This is a genomic window from bacterium, from assembly GCA_026416715.1.
GTDB lineage: Bacteria > UBP4 > UBA4092 > JAOAEQ01 > JAOAEQ01 > JAOAEQ01.
In genome coordinates, this window is record JAOAEQ010000030.1 from 1 (window position 1) to 22185 (window position 22185).

Consider the following 22185-nt stretch of genomic DNA (forward strand, 5'->3'; position numbering starts at 1 on the left):
CAAGTCAGATTTTCGCTCTTTTTAACCGTCGCGGTTTTAACCTCAATAAACCGTGGGGTTATCGTATAGGTTCTGCCCATTTTAACAATCGACCCGGCAACAATGGTTTCAACCCCGAGGATTTTCCCGATTTCAACCGCGCTTTTCGGGTCAATTAAATCAGTCATCTGCAGTTTCTGCTCTTTTAATACTTTAGCTAATTGCTGGCGTTCAACCACCTGATATTTTTCCGATTTCGTTAATGCCGATAGTAGAATTTCAGCTACTCCTCGACCGAGAGTAGTATCGATACTTCCGCCGATAGCTTCAAAATCGAGTACCGCAATTTTCGGGAGTACCGGTTGCGAAGTAGTTTGTCCAACATTTAAAGTAACAAAACCAAAAAGCAAAATAACCAAACTTGAAATTAATTTCGGTAAGTCCATTTTCGCTTTCCTATCTCAAAAAATATAGTATGAGTATAGCACTATCAGGTTCAATTTTGCAAATATTTCATCTATCTAAAGTAGATGTGTTTCTTATCTATATCAAGCAGTGTTATTGTTCGCGAATAGAATAATCGAGTTTGAATTGACGATACTAAATTGTAATCAAGTTTGTAAATCAAGTCACTACCGCAAAATATTTTAATTCTTTTTCGCATAAATAAGTTGACATATTTCAGAATTATATGATACAAGTTAAGTGAAAAAAACAAAATCGTAAATCCCACGATTACGTTCGGGGTGAAGGAGGTGAATAACCAAATGAGTGGAGAAACGCCGCCATCTTCAGCTCCAGCATCATCGGGTCCGGCTCCCGGACAAAAAGATTGGTTAGTTGCATTGATACTTTCGATATTATTAGGTGGCTGGGGTGTAGACCGATTTTATTTAGGATATATTGGACTCGGTATAGCAAAAATCGCAGTAACGATTTGTACCTGCGGTATCGGCGGGTTAATCTGGTGGATTTATGATATAGTCCAGATTGCAACCATGAAAATGGTCGATGCGAACGGGCAACCGTTATATAAGAAATAGGGTAAAGTAAAAGGATATAGTTTGCGAGGGGAATAGTTCTCAAACATATTCGGGCTATTCCCCGATTTACTTAATAGGGTAATGAGGTTAATCCAAGTTCAACCTGTTAATGACCGAACTCAAAGTTGGACGATATTCGCCATATTGACCGTGGTGATGGTAGTAGCATATTTCTGGCATCCGAATGACCAAGGAATAGTCTTATGTTATTTCCGTTATTTAACCGGATTACCCTGTGCGGGTTGCGGGTTAACCCGGTCATTAAGTGCGTTCGCTAAAGGACAGTTCCTAACTTCATTTCAATACCATCCGTTTGGTCCGCTGGTTTTCTTAATTGGTATTGGCTTATGGCTTCGTGCAATAGTAGAATTATTCAATCAAAAAACGGTTACGATAGTACTTTCCGAAAAAACTAAACGACGATTGATTCCGCTGTTTATCATTTTTATCATTTCATTCTGGGCGTATCGAATTATTGATACTTTATCACATAGATAGATATACACAACCTTTCATTTTCTTACCTGTTGGTTAATAAAACAGCTTAAAAGCGTTAATCCAGTACCGAAACCAGCTAAACCGCCAGTAGTTACCCGCACCCAGTTGTTGCCGGGATACCACCCGAGAAATTGCAGCAGGCAGTCGAAACTAAACGGGATAAGTAAAATGAGAAAATAACGTAGCGGGAAGTTGTTGAGCCAGGTTCGCCAAAGCGGAAACGATATCGCTACTAACCAGAACGCAAGATAAAACCCGCTACATCTCGCGCATAATCCCCAAGGGTGGCCGAAAAAGGAAAAACTACGTTCTGGTAATTGATGACAGCAAAGCCTACCAAGCGCATAGAGCGGTTGTGATATAAAGGAAAGATTGAACACAGCAAAAAGTGGAGCGCTAAGGATAATTACCGCAAGGATAGTTAATACAATCGAGATAAGCAGCGGTAACCACGGAATTAATGGACGTAAGATTCGTTCAGTTTGTTGCCAGAATGTATTTCTCACTGCAACGATACGAGATGAATAGCCCCAGGCTTGAGCTCGAGACTATATAGTGGATACAAAATCTTGGGGTTTTACCCAGCATCACCTGATTCAGCGAAGGTTGATATCCACAAAAGATATTGACTTATGGTAAATTAGGTATTAACCTTGTTTTTTTGCTTGGTCCATCACCATCTTACCGGAGATAACTCCGCAGATAATATTTTGGACTGGAATAATGAGATACGCGAATGACCCTAATCCACAGGTGCATATCGAGAACATAAATAATAGAATACATTCTACTATCACAATAAGAATATATCCAACGAGAAACATGATGCCTTTATTGGTTTCGCCGATATAAATCCAGCCGATACCGAGGAAACCGAATAATGCCGGGAGTAGTTCGAGTAACATCGCTATCGTTGGGTCACGTTTCGGTGCCGGTGCCGGAGCAGCTTGTGGAGGCGGTGAAGCGGTTGGTTGGCTAGTCGGCGGCTCGACTTTGGTTCCGCAATTCGGGCAGAACTGCGCGCTACTATCAACCTGAGTTCCACATGATGGACAAAACACAGATGAATCTCCTTTCCGTAAAATAATCATTTATTATTTATTATTTAAAAGCCCATTGTATAGTGAGTTCTTCCAGAACCCTGAGTTGAACTATGTACCTCAGGTTCCGCCACTAAATAATGCCATTCCCCCGAAAAATACCAGGTATAAGAATCCTATAATAACGCTAATAATAAGAAATATTGTGCCGATAATTCCCATAATCATTCCCGCGAGCGCAAACCCTTTACCTGCAGGAGAAGATAATCCGGCTTGAATTCGCTTTAATTCACCGGAACCGATAATCCACGCCGCAATTCCTAATGGAGTGCAGCAAGCGATACTTAGTATACCCAGGACTAAAGCGGTGGTTGCTTCCGAACTCGCTTTATCCGATTGAACTGGAGAACTGAATTGTGGTTGAGGGGAAACGTTCATATTGTTATCATATCCTTTCCTAACAATTTTTTAGCGCAATTGCGCTAGATTGGTTAAATCTATCTGATTGGCATATCCATATAAAACTGTAGTATCAGAGATATTCTCACCTTTGATTTCAACGACATACCGTCGGTCAACCTCAATCGCTAATTCTGCAGTTCGCGTAGCGTATTCCATTTTTTCTATCGCTGGGTATCCAAAGGTTGGTAGGGGCACCAATTTCAAATATCCATCTGCATTCGAATAGAGTGACGGACGATGGAATTTCCGATACATTCGCGGATTCCGGCCATAATCAGAAATGGTGATGATAATTTTACTTCTCTCACGTGGATTAAGGTATTCTCGTTCTGCGCGGGTATAGAGATAATTTTCCTGTTCGAAATTTCCGGAATTAGTTCGGCTAATTCGCCAGCCGGAAATTGGTTTCGGGAGAAATGGTTCTAATTTCGTATATTCAATCGGCTGAACCGGTTTCGGTGGCGGGATGATTCCTGAAGGACGATTGACTGGTTCCTGCGAAGCCGGTAGTTCAGAAGCAGGCGGGGTTGAATTTGGTTCAGCGGAACTCGGTTCGGTTTGTGATATATCAGGTGATTCTGCCGGTTGCGGTTTTTCAGCTTCTGCTGGTTCCGTTGCGGATTCTCCTTCACCGGATGTACTCTCTTCAAGTGTTTCATCTGCCGTTGTATCTTCACCGAGAGATGATTCCGAGTCCGATTTTGCGATTTGCTGTTCAACTGCCGGTTTGAGTTTCGGCACGAAATATTTCCACGCGAAATAAAGTGCGCCAATCGCTAAAGCCGTGAAAACGAGAAATAATATGATGCCAATAATAGCCCATTTCAAACAACCGGATTTCTTTTTATCGGTCGGTGCTGAAGTCGGTGCGGTTGATTGCGATACAGGTGACGGTATAACCGGAGTCTGCGGCGGGGTCGCAAAGGGCGGTTCACTAGTTGATGGAGAAGATTCTGCTGGTGCAGATATTGCAGAAGCAGCTTGGATTTTTTCTGCGCAGGGTAAACAATAATTTTTTCCATCGATTACGGTTTTACACTCTGTACAGAAAAAATTCTGGCAACTGATACACATTGCCACCGCTTCCCGGTCAATATGATTTCGACATTGCATAGAAAAACCACCTTTCTGAATTGTAGAATTAGTAAGGATAATAGCATATCAAGTCAAAATATTCAATGTAAAATTTTCAATTATCAGTTTAAAATGGAAAACGATGTAGTTTGCGGATAGGAAATTAATAATGGTACAATTATTGATACGATGGAGAATCAATTGGAATCATTCCAAAGTTGGGTATCAGAAAAACTTGGGTTTACCTTATCCGCTAAACAGATTGACCAATTCCGAAAATATCTCGAACTATTACAAGAATGGAATCAGCAGGTTAATCTGGTCGCTGATGCGGCTGCGGAAACCGTAATTCAACGGCATTTTCTGGACTCATTAACCTGTCTGCAAAGTGGGATTATTGAAGATTCAATTACTCTACTTGATATCGGTGCTGGAGCTGGATTTCCAGGAATCCCATTAAAAATTGTTATTCCACAAATACGACTAACCTTGATTGAATCAATTCAAAAGAAGTGTCGGTTTCTTGATGAAGCGGTTAATACACTTGAATTAGCGCAAACGGATATCCTCTGCGACCGAGCGGAAAAACTCGCGCGACTCACTCAGTATCGGGAACAATATAAGGTAGTCGTAACTCGTGCATTAGCGCAATTACCGGTCGCCGTTGAATTAGCGTTGCCCTTTGTTCAATTACAAGGAACTTATCTTGCCATGCTGGGTAGCGATGCAGATGAACAGATAGCTAAATCGAGAATAGCTATCTCATTATGTGGCGGGATGATTGAACAACTAATTCCAATAGATATTCCGAATTCGGATAGACAACGATATCTGGTTCTGATTAAGAAATCGGTACATACTTCGCAACAATATCCACGTCGCGCTGGTATCCCGCAAAAACGACCGCTGGTTATTTCTAGCTAATACCTATTCAGATACCTATTTCAGAGCAAGTTCTCCATTGGATAGTTTGCTCTATAATCCTAAATAAATCAATAGAGAACATTTTATCATAATCAGGTTCACTGATGGTAAACCTGATTTTTCTGTTATATCACAATGCATCAATTTGTGGTTATTTCTCTTATCGTGCTACAATTAACTTTATTTTAAATTTAATATTAACTTGGAGAACCTGTTGGTATCTATGCGCTACGAATGGTTTATCAGTCTCCGTTATCTTAAAGCGAAACGAAAACAAACGTTTATTTCGATTATCACGCTTATTTCCGTTGCTGGGGTAACTCTTGGCGTGATGGCGTTAATCATCGTTATTGCGGTAATGAACGGATTCGACCGTGATTTACGGACTAAAATTCTCGGCACGAAATCGCATATCGTCATTATGTCCGCTGATGAAACCGAATTACCGCAATATCGAGAGGTGCTCGCGCAGGTTAGAAAAGAACCTGGAGTGGTTTCTGCGGCACCGTTTATCAGTATCCAGGGGATGCTCCAGTCAGATATAACTATGCAAGGGGTTGTGTTGATGGGGATTGACCCGAAATATGAAGCGCAAGTAACTGATATCGGTAAAAATATTATCCAAGGGCAATTACCGCGGTTAGGAACCAATGATATTGTTATCGGGAAGGAATTAGCGTTCCATTTGGGGGTAGGGCTGGGGAGTCAGGTAATCGTTTTTTCGAAAGTAGTTCAGACCGCATTGGGGTTGGTTCCGAGAACTAGCATCTGTAAAGTATGTGGTATATTCGATTCCGGAATGTATGAATATGATTCCGGATTAGCGTATATTCCGCTGGATTTAGCCCAAAAGTTTTTCGATATGGCACCAGATAAAGTTACCGGAATAGAAGTTAAAGTGAACGATATCTATCAAGCGAAAAATATCGCTACGCGAATGACCCGAAATTTAAGCAACCGATATCTAATCCGGAGTTGGGATGTGATGAATCGCGAACTTTTCTCCGCGTTAAAACTCGAAAAAACGGTTATGTTTATTATTCTTTCGCTAATTGTGGTTGTAGCTGCATTTAATATTATCAGCACTTTGATTATGGTGGTTATGGAGAAAAATAAGGATATCGCAATTCTAAAAACGATGGGCGCAACCCAACGCAGTATCTCGTTTATCTTTTTACTTGAAGGACTGGTTATCGGAATCATTGGAACCATACTCGGTGCACTCGGCGGTATAACCACCTGTCTCGCATTAGACAAATATAAGTTTATTTCATTACCGCAGGATATTTATTATATTTCAACCTTACCAGTCGAAATCGAACCGGCAACGGTTATTTTGATTATGGTCAGTGCGATTATGATATGTTTAGTTGCAGCGGTATATCCGGCTTGGCAAGCGGGTCGGTTAGACCCGATTGAAGCGATTCGATATGAGTAATGCTTAATGTTCACTGGTCAATTTAAAATGTTACTGTTGCATCGTTAATTGTACATTTTATTTGTTTCATTAAATTCTATGTCTTTACTAGAAGCAATTAACCTGCATAAACGGTATCGGTCAGGTCATATCTGGATTGAGGTGTTGAAAGGGATACATCTCGCAATTGAATCTGGAGAAATTATTTCGATTGTTGGCCCATCCGGTGCAGGGAAAAGTACCTTATTACATCTGCTCGGATTTCTTGACCGACCGACTGCTGGTGAAGTTCGATTGGATGGACAAGAAGTATTATCCTTATCCGATTCCGCAATTGCAAGTATCCGAAATAAACGAATCGGGTTTCTCTTTCAATTTCATCATTTACTACCCGAATTTACCGCTGCAGAAAATATTATGCTCCCGCAACTAATCGCTGGAAGAAATAAGAAACAAGCGAAAGAAAAAGCTACTTACCTATTAGAACAGGTCGGATTACCGGATCGAGGACATCATAAACCAGGCGAACTTTCCGGAGGTGAGCAGCAGCGGGTAGCGTTAGCGCGAGCGCTCGTTAACGACCCGGCAGTAGTTCTGGCGGATGAACCGACTGGGAATCTGGACGGTGCTACCGGAGCGAAGATGCTGGAATTGCTCTGGCATTTGAACGAACAGAATAAACAAACATTTGTCTTAGTTACCCATGATGAAACGATAGCACATCAAGCGCATCGGTTAATTCGTCTGGTTGAAGGACGGGTTGTTGAAGAGAAAAAATTATGATATTATATTTATCGAGAAGAAACTAAAAAACTGAAGCACGAAAAAACGGAAATTCTGGGATTCTATTGTAAGTAAATTTTTAGAGAGAGGGGAAGTGTTCCGAGTGCAGAAACAAAAACCAAAGAAGCAGCAATATATATATTTAAATGGAAAATTGGTGCCGAGAGAAGAAGCGAAAGTATCTGTTTACGACCATGGGTTGCTCTATGGCGATGGTGTGTTTGAAGGGATTCGGATTTATAACGGTCGCGTATTCAAGTTTGATGATCATCTTAAACGGTTATATCGTTCAGCGCGAGCGATTATGCTCGAAATCCCGCTTTCCTATGACCAGTTGAAGGAAGCGACGTTGATGACTATTCGCGCGAATAAACTGCGGGATGGATATATTCGGTTGGTGGTAACTCGGGGTGAAGGAGATTTAGGATTAGCGCCGTGGAAATGTCCGAAACCATTTATTTTTATTATTGTGGATACCATCGGATTATATCCGGAAGAATATTATACCAAAGGATTAGAGATTATCACGGTTCCAACCCGGCGGCATATTCCGGAAGGATTGAATCCGAACATTAAATCATTGAATTATTTAAATAACATCTTAGCGAAAATAGAAGCAAAACATGCTGGCGTACAGGAAGCGGTGATGTTGAATTCTGAGGGATATGTAGCGGAATGTACCGGAGATAATATTTTTATTGTTAAAGATGGAGTATTAATGACTCCGCCAGCTTATATGGGAGCGTTAGATGGAATTACAAAAGCAACGGTAATCGAATTAGCAACCAAGATGAACATCGAAACGAAAGAATATATATTGACTCGATTCGATTTATTTAATGCGGATGAATGTTTTCTGACTGGCACCGCTGCAGAAGTTGTCCCCGTGGTTAAAATCGACCAGCGGATTATCGGTGATGGTAGTCCCGGTCCTTTAACACTAAAACTGATTAGAGCATTTAGAAGATTAACCCAGCGGGAAGGGGTGCCGGTATATACAAAATAAATGCCAAATCCACAATCCAAATGTCAAATATACCGATACGAGCATAAACAGATTAAAGAATTAAAGGCAAAATTAGCAAGTAACTATTTTCAAGGTTAAAATGTAAATGGAATATTGAACTTTGAATTATGATTTTGTGTGATATATGTAAAAAAGCACAGGCGACATTCCACCGAACGAATATAGTCAATAATCAGATAACTGAAATCCATCTCTGCCAGAGTTGTGCGGAAAAAGAAGGTATGGAAATTGCCGGATTAGTTAAATTGAATATCGAAGATGCGTTAGCGAGTTTGTTGAATTATATTGCTGCAGAAGATAAAAACGGTGGTCAGATTGGTAAAGAAAAAAATCTCGTTTGCCCGCGATGCCAGTTAAGTTTCACGAAATTCAGCGAACTCGGTCGGCTCGGTTGTCCGGAATGTTATACGACGTTTGCTGCAGAACTTGAACCGCTTTTGCGTCGGTTACATGGTAGCTGTGACCATCAGGGGAAAATGCCACCGCACGCGAATCGGCTGGTCGAATTGAATAAAGAACTCCATGAATTACGTCGGCAGTTACAACTGGCATTAAAAGAAGAAGATTTTGAACGCGCGGCACAACTTCGGGATGCAATTAAAAAGGCAGAGATGATTTAACACTGCTTCGTAGCCGCACTTTTCCCAGCAAGGTAACCGGTACTAAATGCCATCTGGAGATTATATCCACCGGATTTCCCGGTTACATCAATTATTTCTCCTGCAAAATATAATCCGTTAATTCGCTTCGACTCCATCGTTTTTGAATTGATTTCTTCAATAGCAATTCCACCAGCAGTAACCATAGCTTCTTCCAGCGGACGGAGTCGCGTTATCGTAATTGGGAACTGCTTGATATATTTGATTATGTTGATTCGGTCAGGTTTCGTTATTTGGGATACCGATTTCACGGGCGGAACTTTTGCTCGTTCTAAAATAACTGCGATGATTCTCTGCGGTAATAGAGCGGATAATGCGGTCTGGATCTGCTGTTTTGGATGTTCGAGAAATAACGAACGAAACCGATTGTCTAGACTGGATACTGTTTCACCAGGACATAAGTCTAAATTCAGCGATACTAACCCCTGATGTAGGAGAGAACCGAGGAGTTCGCTATTATCCAGTATAATCGGACCGGAGAGGCCAAAATGCGTGAAAATGATATCTCCCTGAACCTGCAGTTTTTTAGGGTTCGTTTGGGTAGTCAATCGAATGTTATTAAGCGAGATACCTTTCAATTGTTGAATCCAAGGTTCAGCGGTTTCTACAGGGACTAATGCGGGACGCAACGGGTTAACTTGAATGTTAAGTTGTTGTGCTATTGTAAATCCATCTCCGGTTGACCCGGTTGCTGTATATGATTTCCCGCCTGTACATAGAATTACTGCTGATGCTGGATAAAAACGATGATCAACCGTTGTAACGCCAATAACCTTATTCGATTGTTTTATAACTTTGGTTACTCGAGAGTTATATACAATCTGCACATGATTTTCAATCAGATAGCGATGTAATGCTTGAACAACCTCCGCGGCGTTATCCGATTTCGGGAATACCCGGCCATCAGGCTCGGTCTTCGTCTTAACTCCAAGCGATTCAAAGAACCGGATGGTATCCCAGTTCGAAAAAGCAGTGATTGCAGAATATAAGAATTTCCCAGTTTTTCCGTATCCAAGGATGAACGAGCTCATAGCTCGTTCATCCCTGGTCAAGTTACACCGTCCGTGTCCGGTTAATCCGAGTTTCAGACCCAATCGGCTATTTCTTTCTAGCAGAATAACTTTAGCGCCGAATTTCGCTGCGGTTCCAGCGGCGAGCATCCCTGCCGGACCGCCACCAATAACCAGTATTGGTTTAACAATGTTGACATGCGAAAACGTCATGGTGTTAGGAGTGGATTAGATTATAAGGAACTGCTCATCATTTCCGATACCGTAACGAATTTATAGCCGTGCGATTTAAGTTCATGAATTATCTCCGGTAGCGCTGTTACTATTTGATCATGGTCATCATGACAGAGGATGATAGAACCGTTTCGAACTGAGTTTAAAATATTCTTTTTAATGGCAGCGATTCCTGGTCTCGACCAATCCCGAGAATCGACCGACCAGAGTACTACATCGAATTTCCGTAACGCAAGTTCTGCTAATGACCGGCCATTGAATACCCCCCATGGCGGACGAAACAAAACCGTATTTGTTCCAGTTAATTTCTGAACAATATCCCGCGTTCGCTCAAGTTCTTGTTTGATTTTTATAGACGGTACTTTGGTTAACATAACATGGGAATAAGTATGATTACCAATTTCATGTCCAGCGAGATGGATTTGTTTAACTAATTCTGGTTGCTGCTCCGCATGGTGCCCGATTAAAAAAAATGTTGCCCGTACTTGTTCCTGTTCTAATATTTTCAACACCTTGGGTGTATATTTCGGATTCGGACCATCATCAAACGTCAATGCAATATATTTATTCTGATTATTTCCTGCCCAGATTACACGCGTATTGATTCCTTTTAATAAGGCTTCGTATAAACGATAATCAATGATACTATCGAAACTCAACGGTGGTGGATACATTGCTTTCTGAGCAAAATTAGTATCTTTACTTAAGGATAAAGAAAAACTCAATAAGATAAATAAACAAGCAGGGATCTTGATTTTATTACCCAATTTCATCATTATCTCCCTTTCGTTAAATTCATTTGACTATTTAATTTTAATAATTCTCCAAGCTGCCCAGTCTAATGGTACTTCTGTTAAATAAGTCCTAGCACTGGTTAATATTTGCTGGGGATCGCCAAGTATATGTAACGGAATATACATTGTAATTTCCTGCGGAGTTCGGTTGATTTTAACTATATTAAGAGGTAGTAAAGTATTTTGGTCGAAAATTTGATGCCGTAATAACCCAAAATTAATATGCAGTTTCGGCATCGAAGCGAAATTTCGGTCGTGTCGATATCCAAAAACATATACGGATACGCTAACCGTTTTCCCGATAGAACGAGAAAGTTTAATTGTTAACACAAGATTATTTTGCGTATCGATATGGATTAGCCGCTGTTCAACACCAATATAATCTAACTGCTCAATTTCAGTAAGCTGTTCGGGTATATCTAATGGTTGAGAGTTGCCCTTGGAAACCATAGTCGGAACTGAATTTGGGTTTAAAAACAGCGTCGGAAAATCACCAAATACTTCATTATTCCGAACAAACGAAATCAAAAGTGAGCGATGAGATTCATATTGTGTTTTATGTTTGTTTAATGCAGCAAGTTTGTGGAATATCTCGTCAGGTTGCAAATGATATTGATGCCAGACGATCTCCTGCTGCAATACGTATGGCATAACCAGCGGTTGGTTCGGTATGTATTTTCTTGGTTTAGGCCAATTCTTATAATGAATTAGATAAGGATAAAGTGACGGCTGGATTTCGTCGTGTAAATTCCATAACGCAATTTGCGTGAATAGATATAATGCTTGATGGTCTGGATTAAAATCAGCTGGATGCGAAAGGAATATCTTAGTCGGTTTATATTCACGAAGAATGGCGGTGATATCTTTGAGTATCTCATCTCCTTTATAGAGTGCTCCCGGACGAAATGCGTTCGGATACGGTACGGCGGTAACTCGGGTAAACATACTTTCCGCAACTGGACTTTTGTTCCAATGGGATAACCAGATACGCAGGGTTCGAAAATCGGGATATCCTAAAAAAGTTATCTGATTCGCGGGGATACCTAGCATTGCATCCGCTTGAATTGCTTCCTCATGTCGAATTAATCCCATTTGTTTAACCGCTTTCGGTAACAATACCGGATGTTTTCGATAGACGAAAAATGACCATTCATTGTTATCGCCATAGGTTAAAAAGACAACGCGGACGGGAACCCGTAATTTTACTGCAGCTTGGATTATTCCAGCACACCCAAGTACTTCATCATCCGGATGCGGAGCAAGAATTAGGATTCGGTCGGAGTGGGAAAGCGTCAAATTCGTCTGAGCGCATAATCTTGTAATGAAGGTTATGCAAAATAACACTAAGCTAAGAGGACTCAAAGAAAATCGTAGATTGACCATAATTCCATTTGTTTTAAAACAGTGTAATAATCAATATTTAGGTTTTCATCGCGGCACCTCAGTGTTCATTATAACTTTTTACCAAAAATATAATAGGGTAAATCGTAGCCGAAATGATAGTGTAAACAAGTCAATTTAGTTGAATATAATAATTCAAATCCCATTTTCTGAAAAAAAAGTTTCGCTGATTCTGAAACGGTTCCAAAATGAACTCCAGGAATATTGTTTGATTTTAAATACGTTATGTAATATCCAAGTAGTTTACTACCGATATTGCGTCCCCGATATTGTTTATCCAAATTGATATGCAACGTAGCCGGATATTCTTTAGAATAATCGGGAATACGAAATTCGCCTTTCATTAAGCTAAGGAAGATATGCCATAGTAAGCGGACAGTATTCCCGTGAAAAATTGTTCCGGTTTTTATTCCACGAACGATAACGTTCGGGAGAATCCTTTTTAGATACCCAATGCGTACTTTCCGGATGTCTGTTGACCCAATAAGATATCCGACAACTCGCGGGTTGTCCATGGCGACAAAACACGATTCCGGTTCATAATCAGTAAAATAACGGGTTAAGATGTCGGCAAGAATATCTTCATTATCAATAAATAGATTATGCGGTTCCTCCAGAAACGCAGTCATACAACTGATTCTGCGAACCGACTCGCGATCGATTGGTTGATAGTTACGGATGACAATAGTATTCAGTTCCATCATAACCTACAATTTCTTCAACAATTAGCAAACAACAGAAAACATGCTGATACGATATAAAAATTTTAACATTGCGTATCTGATTTGAACAAGATAATGGTTCGGTAGGATATCATATTTGAAATTAGGTTTACCTCTTGCAGAATTAGTTCCTTTGATGTTAAGTTGTATGTATTTGAATGAAAGGGTTTTATATGGGCTATATTGATAGAAATCTGGTTGCAGGTGAGCACGTGGTATTTCGCACTAAACTGCATTGGATTATCTATACAAAATCAATCATTTTATTGATACTCGCGATTCTTGTATATTTATTAGGTATGTTTTATCCAATAGTTGAGGATATACGCAGATTCTATTATATCATTGCTAGCGTTTTAATTTTTCTTTCGGTAATTTTGTTTATTCCAGCGTGGTTGAAATATATATCATCCGAATTCGGGGTAACTACTAGCCGGGTGTTGATTAAAGTCGGATTTATCAGCCGGAACTCGTTTGAGCTATTGATATCTAAAATCGAAGGAATTGGCGTTGACCAGAGTATTCTTGGCAGGATTCTTAACTACGGCACAATTATTGTTAGCGGAACCGGTGGAACCAAAGAATCGTTCGCATTAATAGCTAAACCGCTAGAGTTTCGGAAAAAAGTACAAGAACAGATTATTTCTCTACAAACACTGAAATAAAACGACTCCGGAAAAAGACATAAACTTTTTATTCTAGTCGGTTAAATTTGATAACGGTAAGGATGAAAATGATTATGCGGAATTAAAATTTCCGCATACGCGACTATTAAATTTGGGATTATACTTGTTTGTCAAACCCAGTAAAAAACATAAATGGGATTTCTTCTCTTAACATTGGTTTTTCCCCAAAATATTCGGAGTTAAACGCATTAAACTCCCATCAACCATTCAAGGACGAGAAGTGGTTTGCTGGACTTCTGAAGAATCTATCGTCAGACAACTTATGGCAAACAATAGGATTACTGCATTATTGTTTCAGTTAGATGAACTGGTTCAAAATAATAACGGCGAATTTCTCGTTAACGATAATGGGATACCCCTGCGATTTCCGCTCTTTTTCTAATCGGTATGCTCATTTATCTCGGGTGCGATATGATTAAAGAGTTAAAATAACAGCTTCGCTCAGAAGATATCATCTTTTCGAGAATAGGGATAGTTTCTCCTGCAGTTTTCCGAGTTCATTAGTTAACTGGGTGAATTTATCTTTTTCTTTTTGGACTACTGCTGCTGGTGCTCGGTGGATAAACGATTCATTTTTTAATTTGTTTTCAACAAAGGCTATCTCTTTTTTCAGCTTGTCAATTTCGGTTTGCAGCCGTTTCCGTTCAGTTTCTATCAGTTCTGTTGGCATCGGAATATAGACATCTATATCATCAACAATAGCCGTTGAAACCGTTTTAGGTAACGATACCTGTTCAGTAATCTGTAGTTCGGATATAGGAACCAATGTCTTTATGTAGTGAGCATACTGATGTAATAAATTGCGTTTCGCTGCATTGTTCGATTGAATTAATACTTCTGATTTCATCGCTGGCGGAATATTCATTTCACTTCGAATATTGCGAATACTCACGACAACGCGCATCAGGATATCCATATGAGTTTCTGCAGCGGCATCAACTAAATTCATGTCATATCTACACCAGTCAGCAATCATGATACTTTCAGTTTCTTTCTTTATCGGAAGCTGCTGCCATATTTCTTCTGTAATGAATGGCATGAACGGATGCAATAAACGTAAAGTATTATCGAAAACATAGATAGCTACCGATAACGCGGTGTTTTTTTCTTCATTCGTTCCGCGCAACCGCGGTTTAATCAACTCTAGATACCAATCACAATATTCATGCCAGATGAATTGATACAGTGCATGCGCAGCTTTATCGAATTCATAGTCGGTTAACCCTTCATCAACCTTTTTTGCCGTGGTATTCAACCGACTGCGTATCCATCGGTCAGCTAACGATAGCTTATCCATTTCGGATTTCGTATTTCGGATTTCGGATTTCTCGTCTAGATTCATGAGAACCAAGCGGGATGCGTTCCAAATCTTATTCGCAAAATTCCGGTATCCTTCAATTCGTTCTTCAGAAAGATTAATATTCCGGCCTTGTGCCGCTAATGCGCAGAGCGTAAACCGAACCGCATCGGTTCCCTGCTGTTCCATGACTTCGAGTGGGTCAATAGCGTTTCCGAGCGATTTGCTCATTTTTCTTCCGGTAGCGTCTCGGACTAATGCATGGATATAAACATCTCGAAATGGAACATCGTTGCGAAACTTCAATCCCATAATGATCATACGCGCAACCCAGAAGAAAATAATATCATACGCGGTAACCAGAACTGATGTGGGATAGAATACTTTTAAATCTTTCGTTTCTTCCGGCCAGCCGAGGGTAGAAAATGGCCAGAGCGCGGATGAGAACCAGGTGTCGAGAATATCTGGGTCTTGCGTAATCAGTCCACTTCCGCAATGGACGCAGACAGTCGGGTCAGTTCGGGTAACCGTTTCGTTCCCGCAGGTATCACAATACCAGACCGGTATCCGATGACCCCACCATAACTGACGGGAAATACACCAATCCCGAACATTTTCCATCCAGTGGTAGTAGGTTGTCGTCCAGCTCTCCGGATAAAACCTGATTCTTCCTTGTTTAACTGCAGCAATAGCCGGTTCTGCTAGCGGTCGCATTTTGACGAACCATTGCAACGAAAGATATGGTTCGATAGTCGTATGACAGCGATAACAATGTCCGACTTGATGGAGATAATCTTCTGTTTTCTCTAACAGTCCTTCAGCTTTCAAATCTTCAACCACTTTTTTCCGAGCCGCATATCGGTCTAGCCCAGCATATTGTACTCCGTTGTCGTTAATCATTCCGGTGGTAGTAAACACATTGATTTGGAGCAGACGATGTTTCAATCCCACCTGGAAATCGTTCGGGTCATGGGCAGGTGTGATTTTTAATGCGCCAGTACCGAATTTCGGGTCAACATAATCATCCGCAATAATTGGTATCGGTCGTTTTAATAAGGGGAGAATTGCAGTTTTTCCAATTAAATCCTGATACCGTTCGTCGTTCGGATGAACCGCAACTGCGGTATCACCGAGCATTGTTTCTGGTCGAGTCGTTGCTACGGTAATAAACCGATTCGTGCCATGTACCGGATATTTAATATAATACAAATATCCTTTCGTTTCTTTATGTTCAACTTCATCATCGGATAACGCGGTATGACATCGCGGACACCAGTTGATAATATAATTTCCACGATAGATTAATCCTTCTTCATAAAGACGGACGAACACTTCTCGAACTGCACGGGATAACCCTTCATCCATCGTGAACCGAGTACGCGACCAATCGCAAGAACAGCCGAGTTTTTTCAGCTGATTGATTATCGTTCCGCCATATTGTTCTTTCCATTCCCAGGCGAGTTTTAGGAATTCTTCCCGACCGATATCTTGTCTCGATTTCCCTTGTTCTTTCAACTTGCGTTCGATAACATTATGCGTCGCGATACTCGCATGGTCAGTTCCTGGCAACCAGAGGGTATTAAATCCTTGCATGCGTTTCCAGCGAATCAGTACATCTTGTAAGGTATTATTAAATGCATGACCGATATGCAGGATTCCGGTAATATTCGGTGGCGGAATGACAATCACATACGGTGGTTTATCGGAATGTTCATCCGCATGGAAATATCCTTTATCAACCCAGAATTGATACCATTTAGCTTCGGTAGATTTCGGGTCATATTTTGTGGTTAAATTAGCTGGTTGCGCCATAATCGATAGCAAAAAAATCCCATTGCTTTTGAAAAATTTAATACTACATTATACTATAAACTCCCGCCGACTGTTAGTCAGGATATTAGTTTGATATCTGGTATTGACGTAGGTTGATAGCCTACGCTACTATATTTTGCACGAAATATCTATTCCAAATACACCGGAGTTATCGAATGAAAAAAATATTAGGTATCGTGGGTAGTCCACGAAAGAACGGGAACACCGATATTTTAGTTTCCAAAATCATCGAAGGCGCAAAGAGTCAAGCAGCGAAAACCGATACGGTTTATCTCGCTGATTTGGATATCCGAGAATGCGATGGATGCCACGTTTGCTGGAAAGGGAATCCGTGTAGTAAACAGGATGATATGAACGCGATATATTCAAAAATTATTGATAGCGATATTATTATTTTCGGTACGCCGGTATATTGGTATGGACCGACTGCATTGATGAAAATGTTTATCGACCGGTTCGTGTATTTCAACTGCCCTGAAAATAGAAAGAAGATTGTAAGGAAACAAGCGATTATTGCGGTTCCGTTTGAAGAAGATAATCCTGCTACTGCATCGCTAGTAGAAACCTTTTTCGAGAAATGTTTCGATTATCTTCAGATAGAACTAATCGCAAAACTTATTGTAGGTGGGGTTACCCGAAAAGGCGAAATCCTTAAGGAAAAAGACCGAATTGCGGAAGCGTATGAACTTGGGAAAAAAATTAGTGAGTAACGACGATTCACGCTATTGAGATAAGTAAGCTTATCATAGTAAGATAATCAAACAAATATTATGGAAATAATCGCCGTGATTCATCTCCGAAATTTGCATTTTTAAATAAAATGGTTTTGTATATCTATCGTATATCTTTATGATAATCGGGTTAGTCGGAACAATCGGTTCAGGAAAAGGCGTTTGCGCGGAATATTTGGTTCAAAAAGGATTTGAATATTGTTCGTTATCCGATGAGATTCGCGCAGAGCTTAAATCTCGAGGTATGCCGGAAACCCGGGAATTACTAACGGAAATCGGCAATGAGCTACGCGCTAAATTCGGCCCCGCGATACTTGCCGAACGGGTATTAAGCCGGCTGGTTCCTGGGAAAAATTATGTGGTAGATTCTATTCGTAATCCTGAAGAAGTGAAAGCATTGCGAACTCGTGAAGATTTCGTGCTTATCCGAATAGATGCGCCGGTACAACTTAGATTCAACCGAATTCAAGCAAGAGCACGACCGGGAGATGTGCAAACCTTCGCTCAATTCCTGGCACAGGAAAAAGCTGAATCTGAAAGTCCCGACCCGAATCGTCAGCAGTTGCAAGCTACCGCAGAAATGGCAGAATTCACCGTAATCAATGATTCTACGCTAGAGGAGTTGTATAGACAAATTGATACCCTATTGGAAAAGATTAATAATATGAAGAGAGATAAGCCGCAAATAAACGCAGATCAGTCGCAAAAGTAAGATTGATCTGTGTCTAGCTGCGGCTAGAAATGTTATGGCAAAGAAGAAGATAAATATGGCGCAGAAACAGGAGAAACATGTTCGGCCGGATTGGGATGAATATTTTATCAATATTTCACGAGAAGTGGGAAAACGAGCGACCTGCGACCGTGGTCGGTCGGGTGCGGTGATTGTGAAAGATAAACGAATCCTCTGTACCGGTTATGTCGGTGCGCCAGTCGGATTACCGCATTGCGATGAAATCGGGCATTTATTTAAAACGGTATATCGCGCAGATGGAACGAAATCCGAGCATTGTGTTCGAACCACGCATGCGGAAATGAACGCCATAGTTCAAGCGGCACGATACGGTATTGCTATCGACGGGGCGACCATCTATTGCCGGATGACCCCGTGTCTCGATTGCGCGAAAGCAATAATCAATGCTGGAATTAAACGGGTAGTCTGTGAGAAAAGATATCATGCTGACCAGGATACCGTTAAGTTTTTCAAACAAGCAGGAATAGAACTCAAGATACTATCTGAGGAAGTAGAAACATATCCGCGAATGTAATACCCCAAATGCTCAATATAAATTTATGTGTTGAGAGTTGCATTTGTATATTTAGGATTTATGTTGCCAAAATCTAAAGGTATTCTGACATCTTGTAATGAGCTCAGCATTTGATGGTATATCCTTTACGTAGATAACATATCCATCATCGTAATAAACTTTCACCCAGCCAGCGGTTTTCGCTAACGTTCTGTCGAGCAAACTATCTTTGCTAATGATAAAATAATTTATGTTGTATTTCTCTAACACCTGTTGCCAGCCATCCCAGACTTCGGTAACGGTATAGAAATCTTTTAAGAATTTACTGCCGAAAATATCAAATCGATTATCGGTAAACACCAGATGTTTTGGGTATAACCGCCACATCAGGTATCCAGAAGAATTTATCTCATTGAACATATTTCCGGTAAAATCATTAGCGAGAATAAAATCAGCTGCGTAAACTGGATAGTCTCGAATCCTGAATCCCGGCCCTTGAATGGTTTCGAAGTTCAACTTAATTTGCCCTTCAATAAAAAGGACGTAACTAAAAACCAGAATTATTAGAACACTCGCGATGATTTTATTCCATTCAAATTTATGTGGTTTACTAGCAGGAGCAAGTTCTGCCATAATATCACTCGGTTCCTCAACTGATAAGGATGCGGTTCCCTCGTTCCGATTTTTAGCATCGGATAGAGTACCTTTGCTCATTGTCCAGAGATTCTGCCAGGTTAACGCAAAATGTTTGCCGACAATCGGGGCAGCGATAATCCCAAATAACGGCAAATGTCGAACATGATTTAATGATTGATGTAAAAAGAAAATAACCAAGATTAAATCTGTTGGAGTGACTGCGGTTAATGACCAAGCGAACGAGATAATCAGGAGGAGAATCAGGAGTTCATAAAAATGGGTATAATGGAAATCCGGGGATTTAAGTTCGCCGATACTCTCGACCAGCGTTTTATCTTTCATAACGTCAATCGTTAACTTAAATACTTTATATCCATATGGATTAATTAGCGAAGCGAGAAGGACGAGGAGAAGGATAATCGCTAGTATTTTTGTTTGCTCGGTTGGTAGCGGTTGCCGTAATATTTTACTGTTCAACTTTGCAATAAGATTACCGACCAGAAAACTGCCGACCAAGATAATTCCCAGAATTGCGCCGCCGTGCAAGTTAACCCAGAATATCATTAAGATAGGAAATAATGCTAGGTAGCGTATAGCGATTTTTTTATCAGGTTTATCGGTTATTGAATAGAGGAGAAATAAATAGCTGGCCATCAGCAGATAGCTAAAAATCGGCGGCCGGGGATAAAGCGTATGTCGAGAAGCCAACGCTGCTATCAAGGTAACCAGTAAAGCGATATACGGATTTTTTGCACGGTTGCGAACAACGAAGAATAATATCGCAAAAGTAGCAACAATAATTATTGATTTAAAAAAGATAAATCCTTTAATTCCAATCGTATCATAGACCAGAAAGAAGATAACCTGTGCAAGCCATTCGTGATTAACCCACGGTAAATCCAATGAAGTATATGCGAAAATATCATTTTGTGGTAATGCTCGATGTTCAACGATATACTCACCGGTTCGAAGGTGCCACCATTCATCAGTACTGGTGCGAATCGCATAGAACGAGATTGAAAATACCGTTAGCATTACAATGATAAATAATCCTGTTAACCAACCTCGTTCTTGGGCAGACAAAATCAATCCCTCCTCCCTGAATTTGCCAGAGTTAATAATTAATCATATAATTTATTATGGATACATTATACATAACAACCCCGCAAACACGAAAATATAAACGTATGAAATAGATAATTTTAATTACGTAGTGTTGTTAATGGGCGTACGTGGTTACATATATGAAAATTGAACGAGCATTACTCATCAATCCGCCATCCGGCTTATACCGTCGGGATGATCGTTGTCAGTCAAAAGTTGAAGACCAGACCGTTGCGGTTATCTTTCCACCGATTGAACTCGCTTATTTAGCGGCGATACTCGAACAGCAGGGGGTTATCTGTCAGATTCAAGATTATCCGGTTACCGGTAGCGATTGGGATATTTTTCGGGCTCATCTCCATCAATTCCAACCGCAGATGCTGGTGATTAATGCAACGACGCCGACAATGGTAACCGATTTACAATCCGCAACGATCGCTAAGTCCGTTGATCCGGAGATAATCACTGTTGCTCGCAGTGAATATTTCAGCTTTTACGACGAGCGAGTATTGAACGATTTTCCCCACGTTGATATTCTTCTCCGCGGAGAAGCAGAATTGACTATCGCTGAACTAGTCACCGCATCTGATTTACGTACTGTCTCGGGAATAACATTTCGTAGCGAAAAAAATGAGATTATTCGAAATCCTGACCGACCGTTACTAGCTAATTTAGACATACTGCCGTTTCCGGCACGACATCTACTCGATAATCGGTTGTATCGCAGTCCGGAAAATGATGAACCGATAACCGTTATTCAAACCAGTCGAGGGTGTCCCGCTCGATGTATCTTCTGTTCAGCGCCGCTCGTTGCCGGATATAAAGTTCGGATGCGGAGTCCAGAAAATGTTGTCGCTGAAGTTGAAGAATGCGTAACCCAATTCGGAATTAAAAATTTCCTGTTCAATGCGGATACATTCACCTGGGATAAAAATTGGGTGATTGATTTATGCCGGAAATTAGTTGCTATGAACTTAGATATTCGCTGGGGTGCAAATTCCCGAGTTGATACCGTTGATTTAGAGATGCTACAATGGATGAAAAAAGCGGGATGTTGGGTGGTTGGATATGGGATAGAAAGCGGGTCGCAGGAACTCCTTAATAAAATGAAAAAAGGGATTACGCTAGATAAAATTCGAACGGCAATTAGCCTAACGAAACAAGCGAAATTAAAGACGCACGCGTTCTATGTTTTCGGACTCCCTTGGGAAACTGAAACAACGATTCGAGAAACGATTCGGTTAGCGAAAGAACTTGATACCGATTTTTTCGATTTCAATATTGTTTATCCGCTGCCGGGAACCGAGCTGTATGCCCTTGTCCAGGAAGAAAATCTTTTCGTGGTATCCGATGCGAGTCAAGCGAGTTACGCTACCCCAGCGGTTCGGTCTTATTCGCTTTCACCGAAACAGTTAGAGAAATATCGAAAATCAGCACTCTGGCAATTGTATCTCCGTCCGCATTATATTTTCCGCACTCTTTTTACTGCAGGTAGTCCTCGAATTATGTTAAACTATCTTCGTTTTGCGTATCGTCGAACACTAAATCTACTGAAAAATTGAGAGCTATCTAACTATACACACAGTT

At 40.6% G+C, this 22185-nt stretch carries 23 protein-coding genes; 12 read left to right on the forward strand and 11 right to left on the reverse strand.

All coding sequences use genetic code 11. From position 1 onward, the window contains the following. Positions 1-425: CsgG/HfaB family protein (locus N3A72_11130; GenBank protein MCX7920134.1), on the reverse strand; the 425-nt coding region annotated here is incomplete at its 3' end. Between the two features lie 321 nt (positions 426-746). Here N3A72_11130 and N3A72_11135 point away from each other — a divergent pair. Both N3A72_11135 and N3A72_11140 read left to right on the forward strand, forming a co-directional pair. Continuing rightward, positions 747-1022: a TM2 domain-containing protein gene (locus N3A72_11135; protein MCX7920135.1), complete on the forward strand. Its 276-nt coding sequence runs from the start codon at positions 747-749 to the stop codon at positions 1020-1022. A gap of 81 nt (positions 1023-1103) precedes the next feature. Further along, positions 1104-1520 (forward strand): DUF2752 domain-containing protein, encoded by a 417-nt coding sequence (locus N3A72_11140; protein MCX7920136.1) that lies wholly within the window; start codon positions 1104-1106, stop codon positions 1518-1520. A gap of 14 nt (positions 1521-1534) precedes the next feature. Here N3A72_11140 and N3A72_11145 read toward each other — a convergent pair whose 3' ends face one another. The 4 genes from N3A72_11145 to N3A72_11160 form a co-directional block, all read right to left on the reverse strand. After that, positions 1535-2026, reverse strand: coding sequence for a DUF2085 domain-containing protein (locus N3A72_11145; protein MCX7920137.1), 492 nt, complete (start codon positions 2024-2026; stop codon positions 1535-1537). A gap of 141 nt (positions 2027-2167) precedes the next feature. Then, positions 2168-2581, reverse strand: a complete 414-nt coding sequence (locus N3A72_11150; GenBank protein ID MCX7920138.1) for a zinc ribbon domain-containing protein — start codon at positions 2579-2581, stop codon at positions 2168-2170. Positions 2582-2680: 99 nt separating this feature from the next. Next, complete coding sequence (locus N3A72_11155; GenBank protein MCX7920139.1) at positions 2681-2998, reverse strand: DUF4190 domain-containing protein; 318 nt, start codon at positions 2996-2998, stop codon at positions 2681-2683. Between the two features lie 30 nt (positions 2999-3028). Further along, complete coding sequence (locus tag N3A72_11160) at positions 3029-4135, reverse strand: hypothetical protein (protein MCX7920140.1); 1107 nt, start codon at positions 4133-4135, stop codon at positions 3029-3031. A 162-nt stretch (positions 4136-4297) separates the two neighbouring features. Between N3A72_11160 and rsmG the strand changes: the two genes are divergently transcribed. From rsmG to N3A72_11185, 5 genes are all read left to right on the forward strand, one after another. After that, positions 4298-5020 carry a 16S rRNA (guanine(527)-N(7))-methyltransferase RsmG gene (rsmG, locus tag N3A72_11165; protein ID MCX7920141.1) on the forward strand — a complete coding sequence of 241 codons (723 nt, stop codon included), beginning with the start codon at positions 4298-4300 and terminating at the stop codon, positions 5018-5020. Positions 5021-5243: 223 nt separating this feature from the next. Then, positions 5244-6458 carry a lipoprotein-releasing ABC transporter permease subunit gene (locus N3A72_11170; GenBank protein ID MCX7920142.1) on the forward strand — a complete coding sequence of 405 codons (1215 nt, stop codon included), beginning with the start codon at positions 5244-5246 and terminating at the stop codon, positions 6456-6458. Positions 6459-6536: 78 nt separating this feature from the next. Next, a complete protein-coding gene (locus N3A72_11175) occupies positions 6537-7220 on the forward strand; it encodes an ABC transporter ATP-binding protein (protein ID MCX7920143.1) in 684 nt (227 codons plus the stop codon). Positions 7221-7323: 103 nt separating this feature from the next. Then, positions 7324-8226 carry a branched-chain-amino-acid transaminase gene (ilvE, locus tag N3A72_11180; protein ID MCX7920144.1) on the forward strand — a complete coding sequence of 301 codons (903 nt, stop codon included), beginning with the start codon at positions 7324-7326 and terminating at the stop codon, positions 8224-8226. 128 nt (positions 8227-8354) lie between these two features. Beyond that, positions 8355-8867, forward strand: coding sequence for a UvrB/UvrC motif-containing protein (locus N3A72_11185; protein MCX7920145.1), 513 nt, complete (start codon positions 8355-8357; stop codon positions 8865-8867). Here N3A72_11185 and N3A72_11190 read toward each other — a convergent pair. The 4 genes from N3A72_11190 to N3A72_11205 form a co-directional block, all read right to left on the reverse strand. Continuing rightward, complete coding sequence (locus tag N3A72_11190) at positions 8864-10129, reverse strand: NAD(P)/FAD-dependent oxidoreductase (protein MCX7920146.1); 1266 nt, start codon at positions 10127-10129, stop codon at positions 8864-8866. The genes N3A72_11185 and N3A72_11190 overlap by 4 nt on opposite strands. A gap of 20 nt (positions 10130-10149) precedes the next feature. After that, the gene (locus tag N3A72_11195; GenBank protein ID MCX7920147.1) at positions 10150-10926 is read right to left on the reverse strand and encodes a polysaccharide deacetylase family protein; all 777 of its coding nucleotides are present in this window, start codon (positions 10924-10926) and stop codon (positions 10150-10152) included. Between the two features lie 27 nt (positions 10927-10953). Then, entirely contained in the window at positions 10954-12240 is a 1287-nt protein-coding gene (locus N3A72_11200) for a PIG-L family deacetylase (GenBank protein ID MCX7920148.1), read from the reverse strand. A gap of 155 nt (positions 12241-12395) precedes the next feature. Further along, entirely contained in the window at positions 12396-13049 is a 654-nt protein-coding gene (locus N3A72_11205) for a GNAT family N-acetyltransferase (GenBank protein MCX7920149.1), read from the reverse strand. A 191-nt stretch (positions 13050-13240) separates the two neighbouring features. Between N3A72_11205 and N3A72_11210 the strand changes: the two genes are divergently transcribed. Next, on the forward strand, positions 13241-13732 hold the full coding sequence (locus tag N3A72_11210) for a PH domain-containing protein (GenBank protein MCX7920150.1): 492 nt from the start codon (positions 13241-13243) through the stop codon (positions 13730-13732). 472 nt (positions 13733-14204) lie between these two features. On the opposite strand, the gene N3A72_11215 is transcribed toward N3A72_11210, so the two are convergent. Beyond that, positions 14205-16862: a valine--tRNA ligase gene (locus N3A72_11215; GenBank protein ID MCX7920151.1), complete on the reverse strand. Its 2658-nt coding sequence runs from the start codon at positions 16860-16862 to the stop codon at positions 14205-14207. Positions 16863-17038: 176 nt separating this feature from the next. Here N3A72_11215 and N3A72_11220 point away from each other — a divergent pair, with 176 nt between their 5' ends. The 3 genes from N3A72_11220 (at position 17039) to N3A72_11230 (ending at position 18879) form a co-directional block, all read left to right on the forward strand. Further along, positions 17039-17593 carry a flavodoxin family protein gene (locus N3A72_11220; protein MCX7920152.1) on the forward strand — a complete coding sequence of 185 codons (555 nt, stop codon included), beginning with the start codon at positions 17039-17041 and terminating at the stop codon, positions 17591-17593. A gap of 139 nt (positions 17594-17732) precedes the next feature. Then, positions 17733-18326, forward strand: a complete 594-nt coding sequence (locus tag N3A72_11225; protein MCX7920153.1) for an AAA family ATPase — start codon at positions 17733-17735, stop codon at positions 18324-18326. A 55-nt stretch (positions 18327-18381) separates the two neighbouring features. Continuing rightward, entirely contained in the window at positions 18382-18879 is a 498-nt protein-coding gene (locus N3A72_11230; protein MCX7920154.1) for a cytidine/deoxycytidylate deaminase family protein, read from the forward strand. 51 nt (positions 18880-18930) lie between these two features. Here N3A72_11230 and N3A72_11235 read toward each other — a convergent pair whose 3' ends face one another. Then, the gene (locus tag N3A72_11235) at positions 18931-20577 is read right to left on the reverse strand and encodes a hypothetical protein (GenBank protein MCX7920155.1); all 1647 of its coding nucleotides are present in this window, start codon (positions 20575-20577) and stop codon (positions 18931-18933) included. Positions 20578-20738: 161 nt separating this feature from the next. On the opposite strand from N3A72_11235, the gene N3A72_11240 reads away from it, so the two are divergent. Continuing rightward, positions 20739-22160, forward strand: coding sequence for a B12-binding domain-containing radical SAM protein (locus N3A72_11240; protein ID MCX7920156.1), 1422 nt, complete (start codon positions 20739-20741; stop codon positions 22158-22160). Positions 22161-22185: the final 25 nt, after the last annotated feature.

Excerpts from the sequence above, each read along its gene's own strand:
- N3A72_11135 (MCX7920135.1), top strand. The coding sequence starts at position 747 with ATGAGTGGAGAAACGCCGCCATCTTCAGCTCCAGCATCATCGGGTCCG.
- N3A72_11140 (MCX7920136.1), top strand. The coding sequence starts at position 1,104 with ATGAGGTTAATCCAAGTTCAACCTGTTAATGACCGAACTCAAAGTTGG.
- N3A72_11155 (MCX7920139.1), bottom strand. The coding sequence starts at position 2,998 with ATGAACGTTTCCCCTCAACCACAATTCAGTTCTCCAGTTCAATCGGAT.
- N3A72_11160 (MCX7920140.1), bottom strand. The coding sequence starts at position 4,135 with ATGCAATGTCGAAATCATATTGACCGGGAAGCGGTGGCAATGTGTATC.
- N3A72_11170 (MCX7920142.1), top strand. The coding sequence starts at position 5,244 with ATGCGCTACGAATGGTTTATCAGTCTCCGTTATCTTAAAGCGAAACGA.
- N3A72_11175 (MCX7920143.1), top strand. The coding sequence starts at position 6,537 with ATGTCTTTACTAGAAGCAATTAACCTGCATAAACGGTATCGGTCAGGT.
- N3A72_11185 (MCX7920145.1), top strand. The coding sequence starts at position 8,355 with ATGATTTTGTGTGATATATGTAAAAAAGCACAGGCGACATTCCACCGA.
- N3A72_11190 (MCX7920146.1), bottom strand. The coding sequence starts at position 10,129 with ATGACGTTTTCGCATGTCAACATTGTTAAACCAATACTGGTTATTGGT.
- N3A72_11195 (MCX7920147.1), bottom strand. The coding sequence starts at position 10,926 with ATGATGAAATTGGGTAATAAAATCAAGATCCCTGCTTGTTTATTTATC.
- N3A72_11205 (MCX7920149.1), bottom strand. The coding sequence starts at position 13,049 with ATGATGGAACTGAATACTATTGTCATCCGTAACTATCAACCAATCGAT.
- N3A72_11210 (MCX7920150.1), top strand. The coding sequence starts at position 13,241 with ATGGGCTATATTGATAGAAATCTGGTTGCAGGTGAGCACGTGGTATTT.
- N3A72_11215 (MCX7920151.1), bottom strand. The coding sequence starts at position 16,862 with ATGGCGCAACCAGCTAATTTAACCACAAAATATGACCCGAAATCTACC.
- N3A72_11220 (MCX7920152.1), top strand. The coding sequence starts at position 17,039 with ATGAAAAAAATATTAGGTATCGTGGGTAGTCCACGAAAGAACGGGAAC.
- N3A72_11225 (MCX7920153.1), top strand. The coding sequence starts at position 17,733 with ATGATAATCGGGTTAGTCGGAACAATCGGTTCAGGAAAAGGCGTTTGC.
- N3A72_11230 (MCX7920154.1), top strand. The coding sequence starts at position 18,382 with ATGGCGCAGAAACAGGAGAAACATGTTCGGCCGGATTGGGATGAATAT.
- N3A72_11240 (MCX7920156.1), top strand. The coding sequence starts at position 20,739 with ATGAAAATTGAACGAGCATTACTCATCAATCCGCCATCCGGCTTATAC.